Below are 19,232 nucleotides of genomic sequence, written 5' to 3' on the forward strand. Positions count from 1 at the left end.
CGCCGCTTGCAGGGCGAGCCATTCTTGATCTTATCCTATGTTAATCCGTCAGTGGCATATGGGTTCCAGCTTCATCGCATGGACCCGCTGCGACAATTGCTCCGCGCCGTCGTCCGGCGACCTTGATGGCGCAATCGTTTTGCCGATTCCGCGCCTAATCCGTCGGGAGAGGGCTTCCTACCCCATAAGGGCAGGATGGAACCCGATCCTGCGAGCCGGGTTCCTCAGAAAAAACAAAGCCTTCGAATAGGATCCATGTCGAGGAGGAAACGACAATGAAGATGGGATTGTTGATTTCAGCGGTCGGAACGGTCCTGGTGTTCGCTCCAGCGGAAGGTTGGGCGGGCCCATGCACCGATGAGATCGGCGCGCTGCAGAAGGTCGTCTCCAGCAGTGATGCAGGTTCGGGCCCGACCATGAGAACCGGGTCTACGACGGGCCTCACGACGGGATCGACCCAGCCGCAGCCCGGTGGCACCGATGCTCCGGTCTCCGCGACGCCGCGCCAGGTGCCAGCCGCCGGACAGGCACCTGACACGAATGCGACGACAGCCATGAACACGGCAACGGAGAACCGGGCCACCTCACCCCAGGACGTTCGTTCCCAGATCCAGGGTCAGCCGACAAGCTCGCAGGTCGCATCAGGTGCAGCTTCTGCCCCAGACAGGGCAAAGCAGCTGGAGGCGGCCCTCGGTCGTGCGCGGGCGGCTGATGAAAGGGGCGACGCGAGTGGATGCATGAGCGCCGTCAACGAAGCCAAGAATCTTGTCGGCACCAAATAGACAGGGCAAAGTGCCGAATGCTTGCCCTTCCCGAACCGATCGCATCTAAAGCCTCGATCCCGCGTGAGCGAAGGCTTTAGATGCGTCTGCTTGTGCTTCGATCCGTTGCCGATGAGCATGCAGCGCAGGGGCCGACCCATAAGACGATGCGGACGAGAAGCATTCCATGACCTGTCGGAAGGAACGCCTGCGATGCGCGCCGTGATGGCTTTGATCGTCCTGATGTTGGCATCCCCGGCGGTTGCTGCCGAGCCGTTCAGAACCGTGGTGTTCGACCTTGAACTCATCGACATGAGCCAAGAAGCAGACGCCGGGATCAGGGACGACCAGACCCGTCGCTTGCAGCGTGTCAGCGATGAATTGCGCGAGCTTCTTCGATCGTCGCCGCAAATCCAGCTGATCGACTGGACGGACAAGATCGATGAAGTCCGTCAAAAGTCCCCGCTTCATAACTGTAATGGTTGCGCGGAGGATCTCGCCAAGGAACTCGGCGCGGACCTTCTTGTCTCCGGGATCGTGCAGAAGACCTCCAATCTGATCCTGAGCTTTGCCATTACAATCAAGGATGTACGCTCAGGCAAGCCGATCCGTGGAGGGCAGGCCGATATTCGCGGAAACACGGACGATAGTTGGCTGCGGGGTATCAGGTGGGTTGCGAAGAATCGCCTTCTCTCCGAGCCGCTTTCGGTCCAGCCCTGACGCCCAGAGGCGTCGAGGAGACGGAAGATCCAGGCTTGCCGCAATTCTGTTCGAAGGCCTGGGATTCCAGGTCCATCACTAAAGGGCGAGGAGCCCGCAACGCGGAGGGCGTTGCAGGGCTGAACGAATTCATGGCGGGAAAGGGGCAGGCTTCTGCCCTATAATAAAGCGGAGCGGGATGAAGCACGGGGTGCCCTGTGCGACGATGCGGTGAGGAAAGACCCCATGGTATCGAGGCGCGATATTCTTCTGGCGGCGAGTCTTTTCCCGGTGTGGCCTCGGGCCGCCGAGAACCGGGACATCAAGGTCGGGGTCCTTCCCTTCGGTACGGTGCTTTGGGAGGTCGAGACCATCCGCAGATCCGGTCTCGACACGGCCAACGGCCTCAATCTCCGGCCTGTCCAACTGGCGACGAATGACGCGGCGCGGATTGCCTTCATGGGCGAGCAGGTCGACACGATCGTCACGGATCTCCTGCTGGCAGCCCGCCTGCGGAATGAAGGACGGAAAGTGAAGTTCCTCCCCTTTTCCGCGACGGAGGGGGGAGTGATGGTGCCCGACGGCTCTCCCATCCGGAATGTGGCCGATCTCATCGGCAAGAGGGTCGGGGTTGCCGGGGGTGCCCTCGACAAGAGCTGGCTGCTCCTGAAGGCGGACATCCGGAACAAGACCGGCGTCGATCTGAGCACGGGGGCGGCCCTGGCCTACGGCGCCCCGCCGCTCCTGATGAACAAGCTCGAAGCGGGCGAACTCGATGCCGCCCTGCTGTACTGGAATTTCTGTGCCCGTCTGGAGGCGAAAGGCTATCGCCGTCTCGTCAGCGCGGGGGACATCGCGAAATCCTTCGGCGTCAAAGGCGAGATTGCCCTGCTGGGCTATATCTTCAGGGAGACGACCGATCCAGGGATCCTGAACAGTTTCGCGCAGGCGTCGTCTGGCGCCAAACGGATCCTGGCGGAGAGCAACGAGGCATGGGCGCAGGTGCGCCCTCTCATGAGTGCCGAGGACGAGAAAACCTTCCAGACGTTGCGGCGATACTTCGTGGAAGGAAACCCCCGGCGAAGCATCGAAGACGAAAGAGCCGATGCGGAAAGGATTTTCAGCGTTCTTGCAAGCATTGGCGGTGAGAAACTGGTTGGTGCCGTTCAGACATTCCCGGACGGGCTCTATTGGGATGGTGAGCGCAGTCCCCCATGAACATGCTTGTGCCACACGGCCTTCTTCCGCGTCTCCTGTCGCTGCTCCTGCTTTTCCTTCTCTGGCAACTGGTGACCATGGCCGTGAGTGGGGACACCCTCCCATCCCCTGCCAGGGTCTTCGCCTTCGTTGTCGATGAGGCCCAGTCGGGCGACCTCGTCCACAATGTCACGGCGACACTGAGCCGAGTCTTTGTCGCTTTTTCCCTCGCCATGCTGATCGGAGGGACGATCGGCCTGACTTTGGGGCGGTTCCCGGCTGCCGACAGGCTCCTCGATTCCTGGCTGATGATCCTGCTGAACACCCCGGCTCTCGTGATTATCATTCTGTGTTACGTCTGGCTCGGTTTGTCCGAAACGGCGGCCATTACGGCGGTCACGCTCAATAAGATCCCGAATGTGGCCGTGATCATGCGCGAGGGAGCCCGTTCCCTCGATCCTCAGATCGAGGAAATGAGCCGAGCATTCCGGTTCCAGCGGCGGACATGGGTCCGGCATGTTCTGCTTCCGCAGATCGAGCCGTATACGGTCGCGTCGGCCCGTTCCGGCCTCGCCCTCGTCTGGAAGATCGTCCTCGTGGTCGAACTGCTGGGACGTCCCGATGGCGTTGGATATGCGCTGTCCTACTATTTTCAGCTGTTCAACGTCGCGGCGCTCTTAGGTTACAGTCTGGTGTTTACGACCGTCGTCCTCATCATAGACACCGTTGTCCTTCAACCTCTGGAAGCTTATGGAAGACGCTGGCGTCCTGTTTCCTCTGCGGCTTGATGTCGATCGGAAAACCTACCGACGCAGGGGAATGCCGCCCCTTGAGGTTCTTCGAGATTTCCATCTGACCATCAAGGACGGTGAGACCCTGTGCCTGATCGGTCCCTCCGGTATCGGGAAGACCACGATCCTGCGGATCGTCATGGGATTGGACCGAGACTTCGAAGGCGGAATTCGTCCATCTCTCCACAAGCTAAGAATAGGACCGGTTTTCCAGGAGCCTCGCCTGCTCCCGTGGCGCACGGTCGAGGAGAATGTCCGCCTGGCGTTGCCGATCGGTGAGCGTCATCGATCTCTCGATGATCTGTTCGGAAATTTGCGCTTGAGCGAATGGAGGCGGAGGTACCCAGGCGAACTCTCCGGCGGTCTGGCCCGGCGCGTCGCGCTGGCGCGAGCCCTGGTGATTGATCCGGCCCTGCTGGTGTTCGACGAACCATTCGTGTCCTTGGACGAGCATGCTGCAGCGGATCTGCGTGCCACGATCTTCGATGTGGTCGCCCAGAAGCGGCTCAGCGTCCTGATGGTGACCCACAATATTCGCGAGGCGCTGGCTGTCGCCGATCGTCTTGTTCTTCTGGCGTCCAGACCTGCAACAGTGATCGCTGACATCATGATTCCGACGCCCCGCAATCTCCGGAGCGAGAGCTGGGTCGAGACGATGCTGACAAAGCTTGCCGCGGCTCATCCGCAAACCATATCGACAGGACGCGCGGAGGCTCAACGCTGATCGGATAAGGCAATGACCCATTACCTTGGACTTTCTCGGATGCTTCGTCTGTCAGTTCAGATCGTGCGCCCTTACACGCTGGCTGTCGTGCTTCTGGTGAGCGGATTGGCCACGCAGTATCCGGCCATAGCCAGCGAGGATGCTCCGCTTGCCGTGAGGGAAATCGCACCAGGCGTCTTCGCCCACGAGGCTCCCATTGCCCTGGCCGATGAGGGAAATCTCGGTGCGATTGCAAACCTTGGGTTCATCATCGGTCAAGATGGAGTTGCCGTTATCGATACCGGGGGGAGCGCGGCCGCGGGCCGACGTCTTCTCAGGGCGATCCGCCAGCGGACCGATCGGCCGATCCTCTATGTCATCAACACCCACATGCACCCTGACCATGTTCTGGGCAACACGGCATTCCACGGGAGCGGAGCGACCTTTGTCGGGCACCGTAATCTTCCCCGGGCGCTGGCCGAGCGTGAGAAGGCCTATCTTGACGCCAACAGCGCCCTGATCGGGGCCTCGTTCGAAGGGACGACGGTCATCCGGCCTTCACTTCTTGTCGACCATGTCGTCGAACTCGATATTGGAAATCGCAGACTGCGGGTCGAAGCCTGGCGCACCGCACATACCAACACGGATGTGACCGTTCTCGATCTGACGACCGGGACCTGGTTTCTCGGCGATCTTGTCTTCGTTGGTCACGTGCCTGCGCTCGATGGCAGCCTCGCGGGGTGGATCGGAATCCTGGGTGACCTGCGCTCACGCTCGGCGGAGCGTGTCGTGCCGGGACACGGGCCCATCTCCGCGCCGTGGCCGAGTGCTGCCGCGCCCCTGGAGCGCTATCTGACGCGCCTTGAAGCCGACATTCGGTCGTCCATTCGTCAGGGGCAGACCATCCGTGAAGCCACTCGGGAGGCTGCGCAGAGCGAAGCCGGCGCCTGGATGCTGTTTGACGCGTTCAATGCTCGCAATGCGACCACCGCCTTTCACGAACTCGAGTGGGAGTAGGTGAGACTGGGTAACGTGACCGATTCAGCACTTGCGAATGTCATCGGCGCGCTCGCCGGCAGAGGCTCATCGAAATTAGGTTTTTTTAAGTTCTTGGCATTCAAGCAGACGAATATTTCCGGATATTTAGAGATGAACAGTAGCACAAAAGTATAGTGCTTTCATTTGCTGGCAATCTCGAAGTCGTGTCGTTGCTAAAGGCGCATTTGCACTCTATGATTTGAATTGGCTTCGGTTTTTAACGGCTTCGCTTAGGGAGGCGAGGCTCTTCGCAGACTCCGTAGCTTCTTCCCGGGCCCTTGCGGACCGGGCGTGGTTGCCGGTCGCGATGTGGTGCCGAGGCTCTCGAGTCCCCCAAACTCTAAATAGAGGGTGCTCAATGTGCTGCTTGTGCAAGCAGCCGCATGAGTATCCCGGGAGGAAATCTAATGAGAGCGTTGCGCCTAGTGTCTGCGTTGTCTGTGCTCGCCGGCATTGCTCCAGCCAGTGCCAATGACGAGCTCCAAAAACTCATCCAAGATCCCAACCAGTGGGTGATCCAGACCGGCGATTATGCCAATACCCGGTTCTCCAAGCTCGATCAGATCAATGCGTCCAACGTGAACAAGCTCCAGGTCTCCTGGACGTTCTCGACAGGCGTTCTGCGAGGACACGAAGGATCCCCGCTCGTGATCGGCGACGTGATGTATGTTCACACGCCGTTCCCCAACACCGTCTTTGCTCTCGATCTCAACAGCGACGGCAAGATCCTGTGGAAGTACGAGCCCAAGCAGGATCCGAATGTCATCCCCGTCATGTGCTGCGACACGGTCAATCGCGGCGTGGCCTACGCAGACGGCAAGATCTTCCTGCACCAAGCCGATACGACGCTCGTGGCCCTCGACGCCAAGACAGGCAAGCCCGTCTGGACCGTGGTGAATGGCGATCCCAAGAAGGGCGAGACCAACACGGCGACCGTCTTGCCCGTCAAGGACAAGGTCATCGTCGGCATATCCGGCGGTGAGTTCGGCGTGCGTTGCCATGTCACCGCCTATGACATGAAGACGGGAAAACAGGTCTGGCGGGCCTATTCCATGGGACCGGACAACGAAATGTTGATCGATCCCGAGAAGACGATGGAGCATGGCAAGCCCGTCGGCAAGGATTCCAGTCTCAAGACTTGGCAGGGCGATCAATGGAAGACGGGAGGCGGCTGCACCTGGGGCTGGTTCTCCTACGACCCGCAGCAGAACGCCTTCTACTACGGGACCGGCAATCCCTCGACCTGGAACCCGAAGCAGCGCCCCGGCGACAACAAGTGGTCGATGACCCTTTTCTCGCGCGACATCGATACCGGCATGGCGAAGTGGGTCTACCAGATGACCCCGCACGACGAGTGGGACTATGATGGCGTCAATGAAATGATCCTCGCGGATCAGGACATCAGGGGGCAGCGTCGGCCCGTTGTCGTTCATTTCGACCGCAATGGTTTCGCTTACACGCTCGATCGGGTCACCGGTGAATTGCTCGTGGCCGAGAAGTACGATCCGGCTGTGAACTGGGCCACCAAGGTCGATATGGACAAGAACAGCAAGACCTACGGCCGGCCCATGGTGGTCTCGCAGTACTCGACCGAGCAGAACGGCGAGGACGTGAACACGAAAGGGGTCTGCCCGGCCGCTCTCGGCACCAAGGACCAGCAGCCGGCGACCTATTCTCCGCGGACCAACCTGTTCTATGTCCCGACCAACCATGTCTGCATGGATTACGAGCCTTACCGGGTGAACTACACCCCGGGCCAACCCTATGTGGGCGCAACCCTGTCGATGTATCCCGCGCCGAACAGCCATGGCGGCATGGGCAACTTCATCGCCTGGGATGCCCGTGAAGGAAAGATCGTCTGGTCGCTCCCCGAGCTGTTCTCGGTATGGTCGGGCGCTCTCGCGACGGCCGGCGATGTGGTGTTCTACGGCACGCTGGAAGGATATCTGAAGGCGGTCGACGCGAAGACCGGCAAGGAGCTCTACAAGTTCAAGACTCCCTCCGGCATCATCGGAAACGTGATGACCTATACGCATAGAGGCAAGCAGTACGTGGCCGTTCTCTCCGGCGTTGGCGGCTGGGCCGGAATCGGTCTGGCGGCCGGGCTGACGGATCCGCAGGCGGGTCTGGGTGCTGTTGGCGGCTATGCCGGCCTGAGCAACTACACTGCCCTCGGAGGCCAGCTGACTGTCTTCACTCTCCCGCAATAGGCGAATGAGCAGGCATGTTGCTGAAACAACGGACTGGCGCAGGGAACTGCGCCAGTCCTGTCTTGCATTCGCAGATCACGTCATCCGAGGAGAGGTTTAGTGGTGATTACGAAGTTTCGAGTGGCGTCGCGATCGAAGATCGGCGTCGCGATCAAGATTGGTCTGTTGGCGGTGCTCTTCACACCCGCAGGGATGCTTCGGGCTGAGCCCGCCGCGCCGGCGCGGGAGGAGGACGGAAAGTTTTTCGATGCCGAAGGAAACCCGACCTACCGCATCAAGGCGGACGGAACCGTGGACTGGTACACCTATTCCGGCTTTCGGCGCTACCATGGGGATTGTCATAGCTGTCACGGGCCTGACGGGGCGGGGTCAACCTATGCTCCCGCACTGGCAGATTCTCTGAAGAACATGACCTACCAGCAGTTTACAGAAGTGGTCATCCAAGGCCGCCAGGTTGCTCGTAGCGGCAACACCAGCGTGATGCCGTCATTCGGCACGAACCAGAATGTCGTCTGTTACATGGACGACATTTACGTCTATCTCCGCGCGCGTGCCGAGGGAGCTCTCAACCGCGGCCGTCCGGAGAAGAGAGATGAAAAGCCACAGGCTGCAAAAGATGCAGAAGCGACGTGCCTCGGGGGAGGATAAGATTGGGCGCTCAAGATTGGTAATCGCCCGCACCGGGCTTGTGGCCTTCGTCGCAAGCCTCGGCCTCCTGTGTCCCGCGCAAGCGCAGCATGTTCCCGATCTCGTCACGCCCGACGTGCTGCGCGTCTGTGCAGATCCCGCCAACATGCCGTTCACAAACCGCCAGGGGAAGGGGTTCGAGAACCGCATCGCCGCCATCCTGGCGGACGAACTCAAGGTCCCCTTGCGCTATTACTGGATGCCGCAAGGCCCGGGTTTCGTGCGGAACTCGCTGAACGCGAAGCTCTGCGACGTCATCATGGGCTATACCTCCGGCGCCGACATCGTTCAGAATTCCAATCCGTATTATCGCTCGGTCTTTACAGCTCTGATCAAATCCGGCGGTGAGCTGTCAGGGCTCAAGCAACTCTCGGATCCGCGGCTCCGGTCAAAACGCATCGGCGTGATCGCCGCGACGCCCCCCGTCGATCATCTCGAGGCCCTTGGCCTTGGGCAGGCCATGAAGTCCTACGCGTTGCTGGTCGATCGGCGGTTCGAGTCACCGGCCGATGAGATGATCGCCGATCTTGTGGCGGATCGTCTCGACGTTGCTATCCTGTGGGGGCCGATTGCCGGATACGGAGCTCTGCAACACGAGGGTGTGCTGACCAAGGTTCCTCTGGTCGCGGAAGCCGACAGGCCACCGCTGGCGTTTCGCATCACTCTCGGAATCCGCCCCAATGAAATCGAGTGGAAGCATGCTCTCAACGACGTGCTTCAGAAGCGCCAGGCCGATATCAACCGTGTGCTCCTCACCTACGGTGTGCCCCTGCTCGACGAGGACGGACGTCTCATCGAGGAACCCGCAGGGGAGCATTCGAAGCCATGAGCGCGCGACATCGAACTGGGCAGGCCTGGGAATGCAGCGTTCTGATCTGGCTTCTCGCCGGCCCGGGCGCCTACGCTCAGGCTCCCCCCGAGCCCGAGGGCTACCGCCTCGAAGAATACAGGGCTCCGACTCCTTTGACCCTCAAGGGAGCGACGGTGATCGGCACCCCGGAGGCCGAGGCGCTTTGGCGCCAGGGAAATGCGGTCTTCATCGACGTCATGCCACAGCCTCAGCGCCCTGCCAACCTGCCCGCCGGAACCCTTTGGCATGCTCCGTCGCGAGACAGCATTCCACGAGCCGTGTGGCTGCCCAATGTCGGCTATGGGGTGCTGACGCCCGAGACGGAGGCCTATTTCCGCCACGGTCTGAGTGTCGCAGCGCAGGCCGATCATTCCCGTCCGCTCGTTCTCTTCTGTCAGCGGAACTGCTGGATGTCCTGGAACGCAGCCAAGCGTGCATTAAGATATGGTTACTCTGTCGTATACTGGTATCCTGAAGGAACCGATGGGTGGAAGGATGCCGGATTGCCCGTCGAGCGCGCGGAGAGAAGTCCATAGACGATCATCCGGGCTTCGCTCTTGGGCACCTGACAGTCTATTCGCCTGAGCTTGTTCTTATGGGAGGCTGTTCATGACCGTGCGCTCTCGTATCATCGTATCGGTATGGGCGGGACTGGCTGCTCTCCTGCTGGTTCCGAGCTTGTCCGTTGCCCAGCAAGAGAACACGTGGGCGGAGATTCGCTCCACTGTCATCGGCGAAAGCGTTCCGGGGGACGGCACCGGCCGGCTGACCCTCGTCGCTCCATCCCGCGCCGAGGATGCCGCGATCGTTCCGATCGAGCTGCGTGTCACGGTTCCCGACGATGATGCCGGGCGGGTGACCAAGATCACCCTGGTGGTTGACGAGAATCCGGCGCCGGTCGCCGCAGTCTTCCAGTTGAGAGATGGCCAAAAGACCTTCGATATGGCGACGCGGGTACGGATCGACTCCTACACGTTCGTTCGAGCCGTTGCGACTATGGATGACGGACGATTGTACATGACGAAGACCTATGTGAAGGCCGCCGGCGGATGCTCGGCGCCAGCCGCTAAGGACCCCGTCGAGGCGAAGGCTCGTTTGGGGGAAATGAGGTTCCGAGTGTTCGCAGACAGGGGTGACGCACAGGTGCAGGTGCGGCATCCCAATTACTCGGGTCTGCAGATGGACCAGGTCACGCGCCACTACACGCCTGCATGGTTCATCGACAAACTTGACGTCCGACAAGGTGAGAAGACGCTTTTCAGCATGGAAGGCGGCATATCCATCAGCGAGGACCCAACCTTCAGGTTCACTTATGGGAGCACGGGCGAGCCGGTCACCATCGAGGCGAGAGATACCGAAGGACAGGTCTTTAAGAAAATCTTCCCGGGAAGCGGTACCTAGAGCGGTTTCGACTGGGGTGGAATCATCTCTCTTCTTGAGTGTGCCGCTCGCACGGTCGAGAGCGGAGCCGTCAGCGGAAACAGCGGACCTCGGCCTCCGCTTGAGCGCGGCGAAGGTCCGCCACGATGTCGTCGAACATCTTGGTGTTGCGGAACATCGACATCCGTTCGCCAACTCCTTGCCTCATGGAAAGGATCGTCTCCGCCTGCAGGTACCGATCGTAGGGCATAATCGAGGCCAGGGTGTCGACGGAGCAGGAGCAGCGTTCAAGCATATCGCGCGACTGCCCGTTCGCCGCCATGCACCCAAACACATAATCGGCCCTGGCACTCGTGGGATAGTCGTTCGCCGGTTCACCCTCGGCAGCAACGCCCGTCAGGCTGAGGAGGAGGATGGCGCCAGCCCGGAGGCTGTTCTCAACTGCCGCTTGGATCATAGCTCAGAGCCTCATGAAGAAGAGTCCGGCCGTCTGCCGCGACGGCCTTGACGTCAATGGAGAGGATTCGTCCCGGTATCCGCTCGGATGTGATGAACGAATATCTCAGTGCATCGAGGCCCTGCATGCGATCTCGATGAATGTCTTCGATGAACGGCTGGGTCTCGATCCGCCACGCCGGAACCGACTCGTTGCGGTAGGTCGTTGTGACGGGGGTGACGGACACCTTCTCGCGCATCCCGGTCCGGATCGCGTTCCGCAGATAGCGCGGATTGGCTCCGAGAGCTGTTACGAGGGTTTGGAGGTGCTGCTCCAGAAACAGGACCAGGATTGGATTGCTTATGACACCGTCGAACGGTCCGGCCGGCCGCCGCTGCGTGCTCGGGAACATCTCGACCTGCACATTCCGGACGTCAGCACTTGCGCCCGGGGTGACGAGAAGACGGATCGTGTCCGAAAAACCCCGCATGCGTTCGGAATTGAAATCGCCCCCGCGCTGATACCGGTAGAGCAGTGTCGCGTCCGGCGCAACCGCCTGCCAGTCCCGGGTTTCGAAGAGAAGATCGGAGGCGGCAGGCATCGTCTCCGCTGAGACTGGTGCGGCGGTGAGCGATGCCATCAGGCCGATTGCGAAGGCCAGGCGTCTCATACGGGCTCTCCGGCAGGCACATGTTCCGTGAGAGCTCCAAACCCGCGGTACACGGTCGTCGAGGACGAAGACGCGGAATCGGTCCTCGCGAGATTGCGGATCAGAGCATGATGAGGCGACAGGTGGCAGGCCGGGTCCGTGGATGCTGCATCACCAGTCAAGGCCAGAGCCTGGCAGCGACAGCCACCCCAATCCCGCTCGCGCCGCTCGCAGCTCCGGCATGGCTCCTGCATCCATTCCGTGCCGCGGAATGCCTGAAAGGCTGGCGACTCCGCCCAGATCTCGGCAAGCGAGTGGTCGTGAACGTTCCAAAAAGTCAGGTTGGGGATTGTTTCGGCCGCATGGCACGGCAGCACCTTGCCCGAAGGCGAGACATTCATCAGGCGGCGTCCCCAACCTCCGGCGCAGGCCTTCGGATAGCTTGCATAATAGTCGGGTACGACGAGATCGATGACCAAGCGTCCCTGCAGCTGCTCCCGTGCTTCCTCCACAACCGCAATCGAGCGGTCGACCTCGGTCCGGGTGGGCATCAGGGCGGCCCTGTTCACATAGGCCCAGCCGTAATATTGGGTGTGGGCTATCTCGAGGCGCTTTGCGCCGAGATCAACCGCGAGAGCGATGAGATCGGAGACACTCCCAATGTTGCCGCGATGGATAACAGCATTGAGCGTCAGGGGCAGGTCGAGCTCCACAACACGCCTGGCGAAGACGAGCTTCTGCTCGTGTGCGCCCTTCAACTGCGCGATGGAATCCGCAGTGGAAGCGTCGCCAGCTTGGACGGAAAGCTGGACGTGATCGAGGCCTGCCGCGGCGAGACCGCCCAGCTTGGTCAGCGCGGGGCCGACGCCGGAGGTGATCAGGTTGGTGTAGAGGCCGACCATCGCGCAGTGTGCGGTAATGGCCTCGATATCGGAGCGTGCCGTCGGCTCTCCGCCCGAAAGGTGGACGTGAAGCACGCCAAGCGCGGCGGCCTCACTGAGAATGCGGCACCATGTTGCGGTGTCGAGCTCCGCAGAGCGACGCTCGAGCTCGACTGGATTCGAGCAATAGGGGCAGCGCAGCGGGCAGCGGTGCGTGAGTTCGGCCAGAAGACCGATGGGGGCAGGAACTGCGTTCAGAACGTCGCTCATGGCTTTCGATCCGGTTCCAGCGGAGTGGCTCCAACGATCCGCCTGTTGGCGAGACCGTTCAACATGTCGATGACATCCGCTTCTATCACATCCTGCTCGGCATCGTACCGGGCCGCGAGAGCGCCGGCGATCTCGCGGATACTTCTTTGCCCATCCACGAGCCTGAGCACCTCCAGGGCGATATCGTCGAGATCGAATGCTCGTTCAGGCGCCAGAAGAACATGGGTGTTCCGGATCCTGTCGTGGTGCAGCCTGACTCCGCGCGGCAGGTGGGGCACGCTTCCTGCACTCAACGCCGTCATCATGCTTGCTCCGCGCCCGGCGTCCATGCCCCGGGAGGCACAAAGCCAGGTTCTACATAGCTGAAATAAAGAGCATCGAGCTGAGCCCAGAGCACGTCGCACTTGAAGGACAATGCATCGATGACAGCCTGCTGCTGGGATCGTGTGGCGGCGTTGCGCTTGACATAATCGAGCGCGAAGTCCGCATCCCGTGGTGCCTGGGATAGCCGTTTCTCGAAGTAACTCAGGATCTGCGGGGAAATGAAGCTGTAATTGGACAGCATCCCCGAGACGCGTTCGGAGATGATGCCGGGACTGAACAGCTCCGTCAGGGACGAGGCAACAGCTTCAAGAAGGGAGCGCTCCCGCACGAAGTGGACATAGGCTTCGACGGCGAAGCGCGTCGCCGGCAATGCGCCTCGCCTGGACGTCACATAGCTCCTAGGCAGATCCAGCCCATCGGTGAGGCGCAGCCAGCGCTCGATTCCGCCTTCGCCTTCTCCCTCTCCGTCGTGATCCAGGATTCTCTGGAGCCAAGCACGCCGCAGGTCGCGATCTTCGGCACGGGCGATGAGGCTGGCATCCTTGATGGGAATGGCCGCCTGATAGCAGTAACGGTTCAGGGCCCAAGCCCGAACCTGATCGCGGTTCAACTCGCCGCCATGCAGAAGGCGGTGGAAGGGATGGAGACTGTGATATCGCTGCGCTCCCAGAGCGCGCAGTTGCTCTTCGAGCTCGGCATGTGAAAGTGGTGGTGCCTCATCGGCCCTGGGGTTCGCAAGAATACGGCTTTCTGTCATGGGAAGATCCTCAAGCCGTCATGCGCTACGGTCCAGCCGCGACTCTCGACGAGGCGCCGCTCCGCGGAATCCTCGACGAGAACGGGATTGGTGTTGTTGATATGAACATAGATCCGGCGAGAAACGGGCACGTCCGACAGACGCGCCATCGATCCATCATCGCCCTCCATCGGCACATGGCCCATGCGAGCCCCGGTTTTCTCGCTGACGCCAGCGCGAATGAGATCGTCGTCATGGAAGACGGTCCCGTCGAAGAGCAGCACATCGGCGCCTGATATTCTACGTCGCAGGTCATCGTCGACCCATGCGCATCCTGGGACATACGCGAGCCGTCGGCCCGCCGCCTCGAGCATGACACCGACCGTGGCGCCAAATCCATTGTCCAATGAGACGCTCTCGTTTTCCCGCCACAAGGGGACCTTGCCGGAAACGGCAAAAACAGTCGCGAATAATCCTTCGACAGGTTCGAAGGACTGGCCGAGCTGGACGGAACGGCGCATGACGACTCCCGACGCGAGCACATCAAAAATCGGATTCAAGGCCAAGGTATCGAGGATCTGAGGTGTCGCATGGATTGCGAGAGGCTGCCGTTCCCGTAATGTGAGCAGGCCGGCCACATGGTCGACTTCGGCACTCGTCAGGAGCACCGCCTCGATAGGGGAATGGCGCAAACCGGCGCGTGGATGCAGATCGCCCGTCCGGGCGATCTGCTGCCGGATGTCCGGTGACGCATTCAGAACAAGCCACCGCTCGCCATCAGGAGAAACCGCCAAGCTCGATTGCGTGCGGACCCTGACTCTCGGATCACCTGCCCAAGCCAATTGGCAGATCGGACAGCGGCAATTCCATTGTGGAACTCCGCCTCCTGCCGCAGACCCAAGGACAATGGCCTGCACGTCCGCTCCGCCTGCCGAGGCTCAGGTCACTTGAAGGGATCGATTTCAAGCGAGGGATCGATGTCGGCTGACTCGTAGCTCGTGACTTCCATCCCGACACAGTACTCGCGAACAGAAGGCTTCGTCCATTTCGTGCTCATGGGTTCCTCCGCTGCATGCCCGACGAATTTTCTCTCTCTGAGTTCGCGGGCTGTTATCTTGGCGATTGGAGTGCCAATGCTTCGAATATGCTGGAGATGAAGACTATAGGCAAGTAGAATTGCTGACCATGGAGCAGCTCGTGCTTCTGCACGCGCGGCGGATGCTACTGCAACGCATCATGTGCGGGGCTCGTCACACACATTGGGCCGAGTTCATCAAATCCTGTTGGGAACGGAGGATCGTGCCACACAGCGCCACCGGCCGATGCGCCAGCTCGGATGCGTTCGCTGCCAGTCGGCTAAGGCGGACTGGCCATGAACCATGCACGCTGTAGGGCTCGTTTCCTCAAATGAGAAGCTCAGCCGCTCTTCTCGACAGATGGTGGGATCCGCGGTGAGGCAGATGGTCATCAACAATAGCATCGACCGTCTCCTGAAAGGTCTTCAGGACGCTGATCCGAATAACGGCAAAACGCAAGCTGAAACGCGAAATAAGCCGGAATTACGGGATCCCAGCCAATATTGGAACGGTCGGGTACGATTGCGGCACAATCGTGGCGAGTTGCGGGAAGCTCTACCAAAGAGCCAATGGATGTTCGAGCACGACTAGCGTAGGGTGTGGTGTCTGGAGGAAGGCGCCGCAACCGTGCTCGATTGCAGAATTCCTTGGAACGCTCTCGTCGGGCGCCTGCACAGGCTGTGCACCTTGTGCTGGCTTGTGGTCGCATTGGTCATTGTCTCCACCGGGATATCAAAAGCTGCGGAGACAGCAAGCGTGCGAATGGGCTTCCTGTCCTACCGGCCACCTCCTCCACCTGCCTACGAAATTGATCCCGTACCGGAGGATGAGGGTCTTGCCGGAGGGCGCGTGGCGGTCCGGGACAACAACACGACGGGAGCCTTCACGGGGCAGCAATACAGCCTCGACGAGGCGTGGCTGGACGAGAACGAAGATCCCGTCGCGAAAGCTCGAACGCTCGTCGAGGAGGGCATCCAGTTCCTGATTGTCAACCTCCCGGCTTCTGAGCTCCTGTCCGTTGCGGATGCCCTGAAGGACCGATCGGTCATCCTGTTCAACGTGGGCGCCACCGACGATCGACTCCGTGGTGCCGATTGCCGTGCGAACCTCCTGCACATGGCTCCGACCCGGGCGATGCTGACAGATGCGCTGGCGCAGTTCCTCGCCTTTCGACGGTGGCAAAGCATTTTCCTGGTCACAGGCCCTCAGGCCGGCGATAAGCTCTATGCCGATGCGATGAAACGCTCGGCACGCAAGCTCGGGCTGACGATCGTTGCGGAGAAGCCCTGGGAATTTGGAGCTCTCGCCCGCTCGAAAGCCGACGCCCCGACCACCGCCGAGGCGCTGGTTTTCACCCGTGACGTTGACTACAAGGTTCTCGTGGTCGCGGATGAGGCCGGCGATTTCGGTGACTATCTTCCCTATCGCACCTGGAACCCCCTTGTTGTGGCCGGAACGCAGGGGCTGATCGCCACCACCTGGCACCCAACCTTGGAAGCATGGGGCGCAGCGCAGCTGCACAACCGGTTTCGACAATCGGCGAACCGGCCTATGCGCCCGTTGGACTATCAGACCTGGATGGCGGTGCGAGCGATCGGCGAGGTGGTGCTCCGGGGCGCCAAAGCGGATGCGGTGGACGTCCGCCGTCGGCTGCTTGATCCGCAGTTCCAATTGGCGGCCTATAAGGGTGTGCCGGTGAATTTCCGGACCTGGGACCGCCAACTTCGACAGCCTATTCTCATCGCGCAACCCAAATTCCTTGTATCGGTCGCTCCACAGGAGGGCTTCCTCCATCAGCGGACACCTCTCGATACCCTGGGAGCCGATCAGCCCGAAAGCGAGTGCCGGGTCCAATAGACCGTCAGAGGAAACAGCCCATGACCAGCAATCCGAAGTTTTCCGCGATCCAGCTCATCTGCGCCTTGACGATGTGGGGGCTGCTCCCTTGCCAGGCTCAGGCCTACACGATCTTCGTGTCGAGCGAGAAGGACAACACGATCACGGTGATCGACTCGGAAAAGCTCCAGGTCACGAACAAGATCAAGGTCGGCCGGCGCCCTCGTGGGATCCTCGTCACCCACGATGGGAAGTACCTGCTGATCTGCGCCAGCGACGACAACCGCATCGACGTGATGGACACGAAGACCCTTAAAGTGGTGAGATCTCTGAAGTCAGGGCCGGATCCCGAATTGTTCGTTCTGCACCCATCAGGAAATCCTCTCTACATCGCGAACGAGAACGACAATCAGGTCACGGTGCTCGATATCGAGAAGAACATCGTTGTGGCGGAGGTGCCGGTTGGAGTCGAGCCGGAGGGGATGGGTGTGAGTCCGGACGGGAGCGTCATGGTGAACACGTCGGAGACGACCAACATGGCGCATTTCATCGACACGAAAACCCACAAGCTCGTCGACAGCGTGCTGGTCGACTCACGGCCCCGGTTCGCCGAATTTTCGTCCGACGGCAGAATGCTTTGGGTGTCCGCGGAACTCGGCGGCACGGTCAGCGTCATCGATACGGAAACACGCAAGATCGTCAAGAAGATTGAGTTCAAGGTCCCAGGGCTGCCGAAGGAAACCATCCAGCCGGTTGGCGTCAGGTTGACCCGCGACGGCAGCAGAGCCTTCGTTGCGCTCGGTCCTGCCAACAGGGTCGCGGTCGTGAACACGGATACCCTCGAGGTGGAAAAATACCTTCTCGTCGGTCAACGCGTGTGGCAGCTCGCCTTTACACCGGACGAGAAGTTGCTCATCACAACCAACGGGAACTCCAATGACGTTTCGGTGATCGACGTCGAGGGACTCAAGGTCGTCAAGAGCATCAATGTCGGGCGCGCGCCATGGGGCGTTGCCGTCGGGCCCTAAGGGCCAGAGACAAGAGAATCAAAGAGGATGCATGAGCGGTACGGCGACCATCGACTTTAGGCTCGGCTTCGCGGGATATATTACCTGTTTCTCCGGCATTGCCCGCCGAGAGTTCCTCCGCTTCCTCAACCAGAGGGAGCGCTTCTTCGCCGCCCTCGTCAGGCCGCTCGTGTGGCTCTTCATCTTCGCCGCGGGTTTCAGGAGCATCCTGGGAGTGTCGATCATTCCTCCCTATGAGACCTATGTGCTCTACGAAGTTTATGTGGTGCCGGGCCTTGCCGTCATGATCCAGCTCTTCAATGGCATGCAATCATCGCTTTCCATGGTCTATGATCGGGAAGTCGGCTCGATGAGGGTTCTGCTCACCAGTCCCTTCCCTCGCTGGTTTCTTCTGCTTTCGAAGCTCGCCGCCGGAGTCACCGTATCGCTCCTGCAGGTTTATGTTTTCCTGGCCATCGCCCACTTTTGGGGGGTTGAGATTCCCGTAGGAGGCTACGTGGCGGCGTTACCGGCCCTGGTGCTCACTGGACTGATGCTGGGCTCCATCGGCCTGTTCCTATCGTCTCTCATCCGCCAGCTCGAGAACTTCGCCAGCGTGATGAACTTCGTCATTTTTCCGATGTTCTTCGCGTCCTCGGCGCTTTACCCGCTCTGGCGTGTGCGCGAGTCGAGCGAAGTGCTCTACCTGATTTGCCTCGCGAACCCGTTCACGCATTCCGTAGAGCTCGTCCGCCATGCGCTCTACGGCTCCTTTGAACCGATCTCTCTCGGTGTCGTTGCATCTGTCGCCATCGCTTTCTTCGTGCTTGCGGTCACAGCCTATGACCCTGCACGCGGGCTTATGCCCCGCCGCGGCGGGCCTCCGGGAGAGCCCACATGACCCGCTGTTCATGGGTTGGCCCCTTCCTTGTGATGACGGGGCTTTCCTCAGCCGTTCAGGCACAGGCGCCGGCACAATCGACGTGGCCATGCGTTCAGAACAAGGTCCCCGAGATCGCCGCCGGAACCGTTTGGGCTGGGCCGGAATTGCAGGCGGTCGGATCATGGCAAGCCGATACGGAGGCGGCAATGCTCGCGCAGCAACTGGCCTCGCGCCGCACCACGGTGGAACAGGCCGGATCCTTGCTTGATGCTTTCGCAGGGAAGGCCGGCCCGCAAAAGGCCGAGCGTCTCACCCGCGTGTTTGCGGGCGTGCTGGAGATCATCAACCTGGAACGGTCCCGTGTCATCTCAGGAATTGAGCGTTATGCACGCGGCCAGAACCAGCTTGCCGAGCGGATCCGCCAGGAGGCTGACGAGATCAGCGCCGCCAAGGATGAGCCGGGCGCGCAGCCGGGCAAGGATATTCAGGATCTGGAGACCCGCTTTCAATGGGACAAGCGGATTTTCGAGGAGAGAGCGCAATCACTCCGATCCGTTTGCGATACACCGGTGATCCTGGAGCAGCATCTCTTCGAGATGGCGCGGGCGATCCAGGAGCGGCTCTAGCCTCATCCGGTTCAGCCGGCGTATCGATAAAGCGTTTGATGTAACGGGAAAGCGTTGAGAACAGCAAACACGGGAGGATGGGATGGAGACGCGGGCGGCGGTTGCGTGGGAGGCTGGCAAGCCTTTGACGATTGAGACGATCCGGCTGGAGGGTCCGAAGGCGGGCGAGGTTCTGGTGGAGGTGATGGCCAC

General features: G+C 60.6%; 21 protein-coding genes and 2 pseudogenes. 17 read left to right on the top strand and 6 right to left on the bottom strand.

The genetic code is table 11. The annotated features are described in order from the left end of the window. Positions 1 to 275 precede the first annotated feature (275 nt). From E4K09_RS24610 to E4K09_RS24660, 11 genes are all read left to right on the top strand, one after another. A complete protein-coding gene (locus E4K09_RS24610; RefSeq protein ID WP_244610667.1) occupies positions 276 to 782 on the top strand; it encodes a hypothetical protein in 507 nt (168 codons plus the stop codon). Positions 783 to 974: 192 nt separating this feature from the next. Next, the gene (locus E4K09_RS24615; RefSeq protein WP_166802503.1) at positions 975 to 1,481 is read left to right on the top strand and encodes a DUF3280 domain-containing protein; all 507 of its coding nucleotides are present in this window, start codon (positions 975 to 977) and stop codon (positions 1,479 to 1,481) included. A gap of 225 nt (positions 1,482 to 1,706) precedes the next feature. Beyond that, positions 1,707 to 2,678 carry an ABC transporter substrate-binding protein gene (locus E4K09_RS24620; protein ID WP_134500279.1) on the top strand — a complete coding sequence of 324 codons (972 nt, stop codon included), beginning with the start codon at positions 1,707 to 1,709 and terminating at the stop codon, positions 2,676 to 2,678. Then, positions 2,675 to 3,445, top strand: coding sequence for an ABC transporter permease (locus tag E4K09_RS24625; RefSeq protein ID WP_425293883.1), 771 nt, complete (start codon positions 2,675 to 2,677; stop codon positions 3,443 to 3,445). The genes E4K09_RS24620 and E4K09_RS24625 overlap by 4 nt, the downstream gene beginning before the upstream one ends. Further along, the gene (locus E4K09_RS24630) at positions 3,408 to 4,172 is read left to right on the top strand and encodes an ABC transporter ATP-binding protein (protein WP_134500280.1); all 765 of its coding nucleotides are present in this window, start codon (positions 3,408 to 3,410) and stop codon (positions 4,170 to 4,172) included. Before E4K09_RS24625 ends, E4K09_RS24630 begins: the two co-directional genes overlap by 38 nt. Positions 4,173 to 4,211: 39 nt before the next feature. Then, entirely contained in the window at positions 4,212 to 5,168 is a 957-nt protein-coding gene (locus tag E4K09_RS24635; protein WP_134500281.1) for a quinoprotein relay system zinc metallohydrolase 2, read from the top strand. 446 nt (positions 5,169 to 5,614) lie between these two features. Then, the gene (gene xoxF5, locus E4K09_RS24640; RefSeq protein WP_425293884.1) at positions 5,615 to 7,399 is read left to right on the top strand and encodes a lanthanide-dependent methanol dehydrogenase XoxF5; all 1,785 of its coding nucleotides are present in this window, start codon (positions 5,615 to 5,617) and stop codon (positions 7,397 to 7,399) included. A gap of 192 nt (positions 7,400 to 7,591) precedes the next feature. After that, entirely contained in the window at positions 7,592 to 8,047 is a 456-nt protein-coding gene (locus tag E4K09_RS24645; RefSeq protein WP_134500300.1) for a c-type cytochrome, methanol metabolism-related, read from the top strand. Further along, positions 8,016 to 8,915: a quinoprotein dehydrogenase-associated putative ABC transporter substrate-binding protein gene (locus E4K09_RS24650; RefSeq protein WP_244610669.1), complete on the top strand. Its 900-nt coding sequence runs from the start codon at positions 8,016 to 8,018 to the stop codon at positions 8,913 to 8,915. Before E4K09_RS24645 ends, E4K09_RS24650 begins: the two co-directional genes overlap by 32 nt. Continuing rightward, positions 8,912 to 9,472, top strand: coding sequence for a PQQ-dependent catabolism-associated CXXCW motif protein (locus tag E4K09_RS24655; RefSeq protein ID WP_134500283.1), 561 nt, complete (start codon positions 8,912 to 8,914; stop codon positions 9,470 to 9,472). The genes E4K09_RS24650 and E4K09_RS24655 overlap by 4 nt, the downstream gene beginning before the upstream one ends. A gap of 73 nt (positions 9,473 to 9,545) precedes the next feature. Then, positions 9,546 to 10,337, top strand: coding sequence for a quinoprotein dehydrogenase-associated SoxYZ-like carrier (locus E4K09_RS24660; protein WP_134500284.1), 792 nt, complete (start codon positions 9,546 to 9,548; stop codon positions 10,335 to 10,337). Between the two features lie 70 nt (positions 10,338 to 10,407). Here E4K09_RS24660 and E4K09_RS24665 read toward each other — a convergent pair whose 3' ends face one another. The 6 genes and pseudogenes from E4K09_RS24665 to pqqA form a co-directional block, all read right to left on the bottom strand. Then, positions 10,408 to 10,773, bottom strand: coding sequence for a hypothetical protein (locus E4K09_RS24665; protein WP_134500285.1), 366 nt, complete (start codon positions 10,771 to 10,773; stop codon positions 10,408 to 10,410). Next, positions 10,754 to 11,422: a hypothetical protein gene (locus E4K09_RS24670; RefSeq protein ID WP_134500286.1), complete on the bottom strand. Its 669-nt coding sequence runs from the start codon at positions 11,420 to 11,422 to the stop codon at positions 10,754 to 10,756. The genes E4K09_RS24665 and E4K09_RS24670 overlap by 20 nt, the downstream gene beginning before the upstream one ends. Next, positions 11,419 to 12,552, bottom strand: a complete 1,134-nt coding sequence (pqqE, locus tag E4K09_RS24675) for a pyrroloquinoline quinone biosynthesis protein PqqE (RefSeq protein ID WP_134500287.1) — start codon at positions 12,550 to 12,552, stop codon at positions 11,419 to 11,421. Before pqqE ends, E4K09_RS24670 begins: the two co-directional genes overlap by 4 nt. Next, positions 12,549 to 13,633, bottom strand: a pseudogene (pqqC, locus tag E4K09_RS24685) (pyrroloquinoline-quinone synthase PqqC). The gene pqqE and the pseudogene pqqC overlap by 4 nt, the downstream one beginning before the upstream one ends. Beyond that, positions 13,630 to 14,529 carry a pyrroloquinoline quinone biosynthesis protein PqqB gene (pqqB, locus tag E4K09_RS24690; RefSeq protein WP_134500289.1) on the bottom strand — a complete coding sequence of 300 codons (900 nt, stop codon included), beginning with the start codon at positions 14,527 to 14,529 and terminating at the stop codon, positions 13,630 to 13,632. The pseudogene pqqC and the gene pqqB overlap by 4 nt, the downstream one beginning before the upstream one ends. Before the next feature lie 26 nt (positions 14,530 to 14,555). Continuing rightward, positions 14,556 to 14,669 carry a pyrroloquinoline quinone precursor peptide PqqA gene (pqqA, locus tag E4K09_RS24695; RefSeq protein WP_134500290.1) on the bottom strand — a complete coding sequence of 38 codons (114 nt, stop codon included), beginning with the start codon at positions 14,667 to 14,669 and terminating at the stop codon, positions 14,556 to 14,558. A gap of 403 nt (positions 14,670 to 15,072) precedes the next feature. Between pqqA and E4K09_RS29485 the strand changes: the two genes are divergently transcribed. The 6 genes and pseudogenes from E4K09_RS29485 to E4K09_RS24725 all read left to right on the top strand — a co-directional run. Then, positions 15,073 to 15,279, top strand: coding sequence for a hypothetical protein (locus E4K09_RS29485; RefSeq protein ID WP_166802504.1), 207 nt, complete (start codon positions 15,073 to 15,075; stop codon positions 15,277 to 15,279). 171 nt (positions 15,280 to 15,450) lie between these two features. Continuing rightward, positions 15,451 to 16,545: an ABC transporter substrate-binding protein gene (locus E4K09_RS24705; protein WP_134500303.1), complete on the top strand. Its 1,095-nt coding sequence runs from the start codon at positions 15,451 to 15,453 to the stop codon at positions 16,543 to 16,545. A gap of 71 nt (positions 16,546 to 16,616) precedes the next feature. Further along, positions 16,617 to 17,552: a YVTN family beta-propeller repeat protein gene (locus tag E4K09_RS24710; protein WP_134500304.1), complete on the top strand. Its 936-nt coding sequence runs from the start codon at positions 16,617 to 16,619 to the stop codon at positions 17,550 to 17,552. Between the two features lie 31 nt (positions 17,553 to 17,583). Continuing rightward, complete coding sequence (locus E4K09_RS24715) at positions 17,584 to 18,432, top strand: ABC transporter permease (protein ID WP_244610670.1); 849 nt, start codon at positions 17,584 to 17,586, stop codon at positions 18,430 to 18,432. Continuing rightward, positions 18,429 to 19,040, top strand: a complete 612-nt coding sequence (locus E4K09_RS24720) for a hypothetical protein (RefSeq protein WP_134500293.1) — start codon at positions 18,429 to 18,431, stop codon at positions 19,038 to 19,040. Before E4K09_RS24715 ends, E4K09_RS24720 begins: the two co-directional genes overlap by 4 nt. A gap of 82 nt (positions 19,041 to 19,122) precedes the next feature. Further along, a pseudogene (locus E4K09_RS24725) lies at positions 19,123 to 19,232 on the top strand (S-(hydroxymethyl)glutathione dehydrogenase); the annotation flags it as partial.

Origin of the sequence: Microvirga pakistanensis (assembly GCF_004458765.1) — a bacterium.
Lineage (GTDB): Bacteria > Pseudomonadota > Alphaproteobacteria > Rhizobiales > Beijerinckiaceae > Microvirga > Microvirga pakistanensis.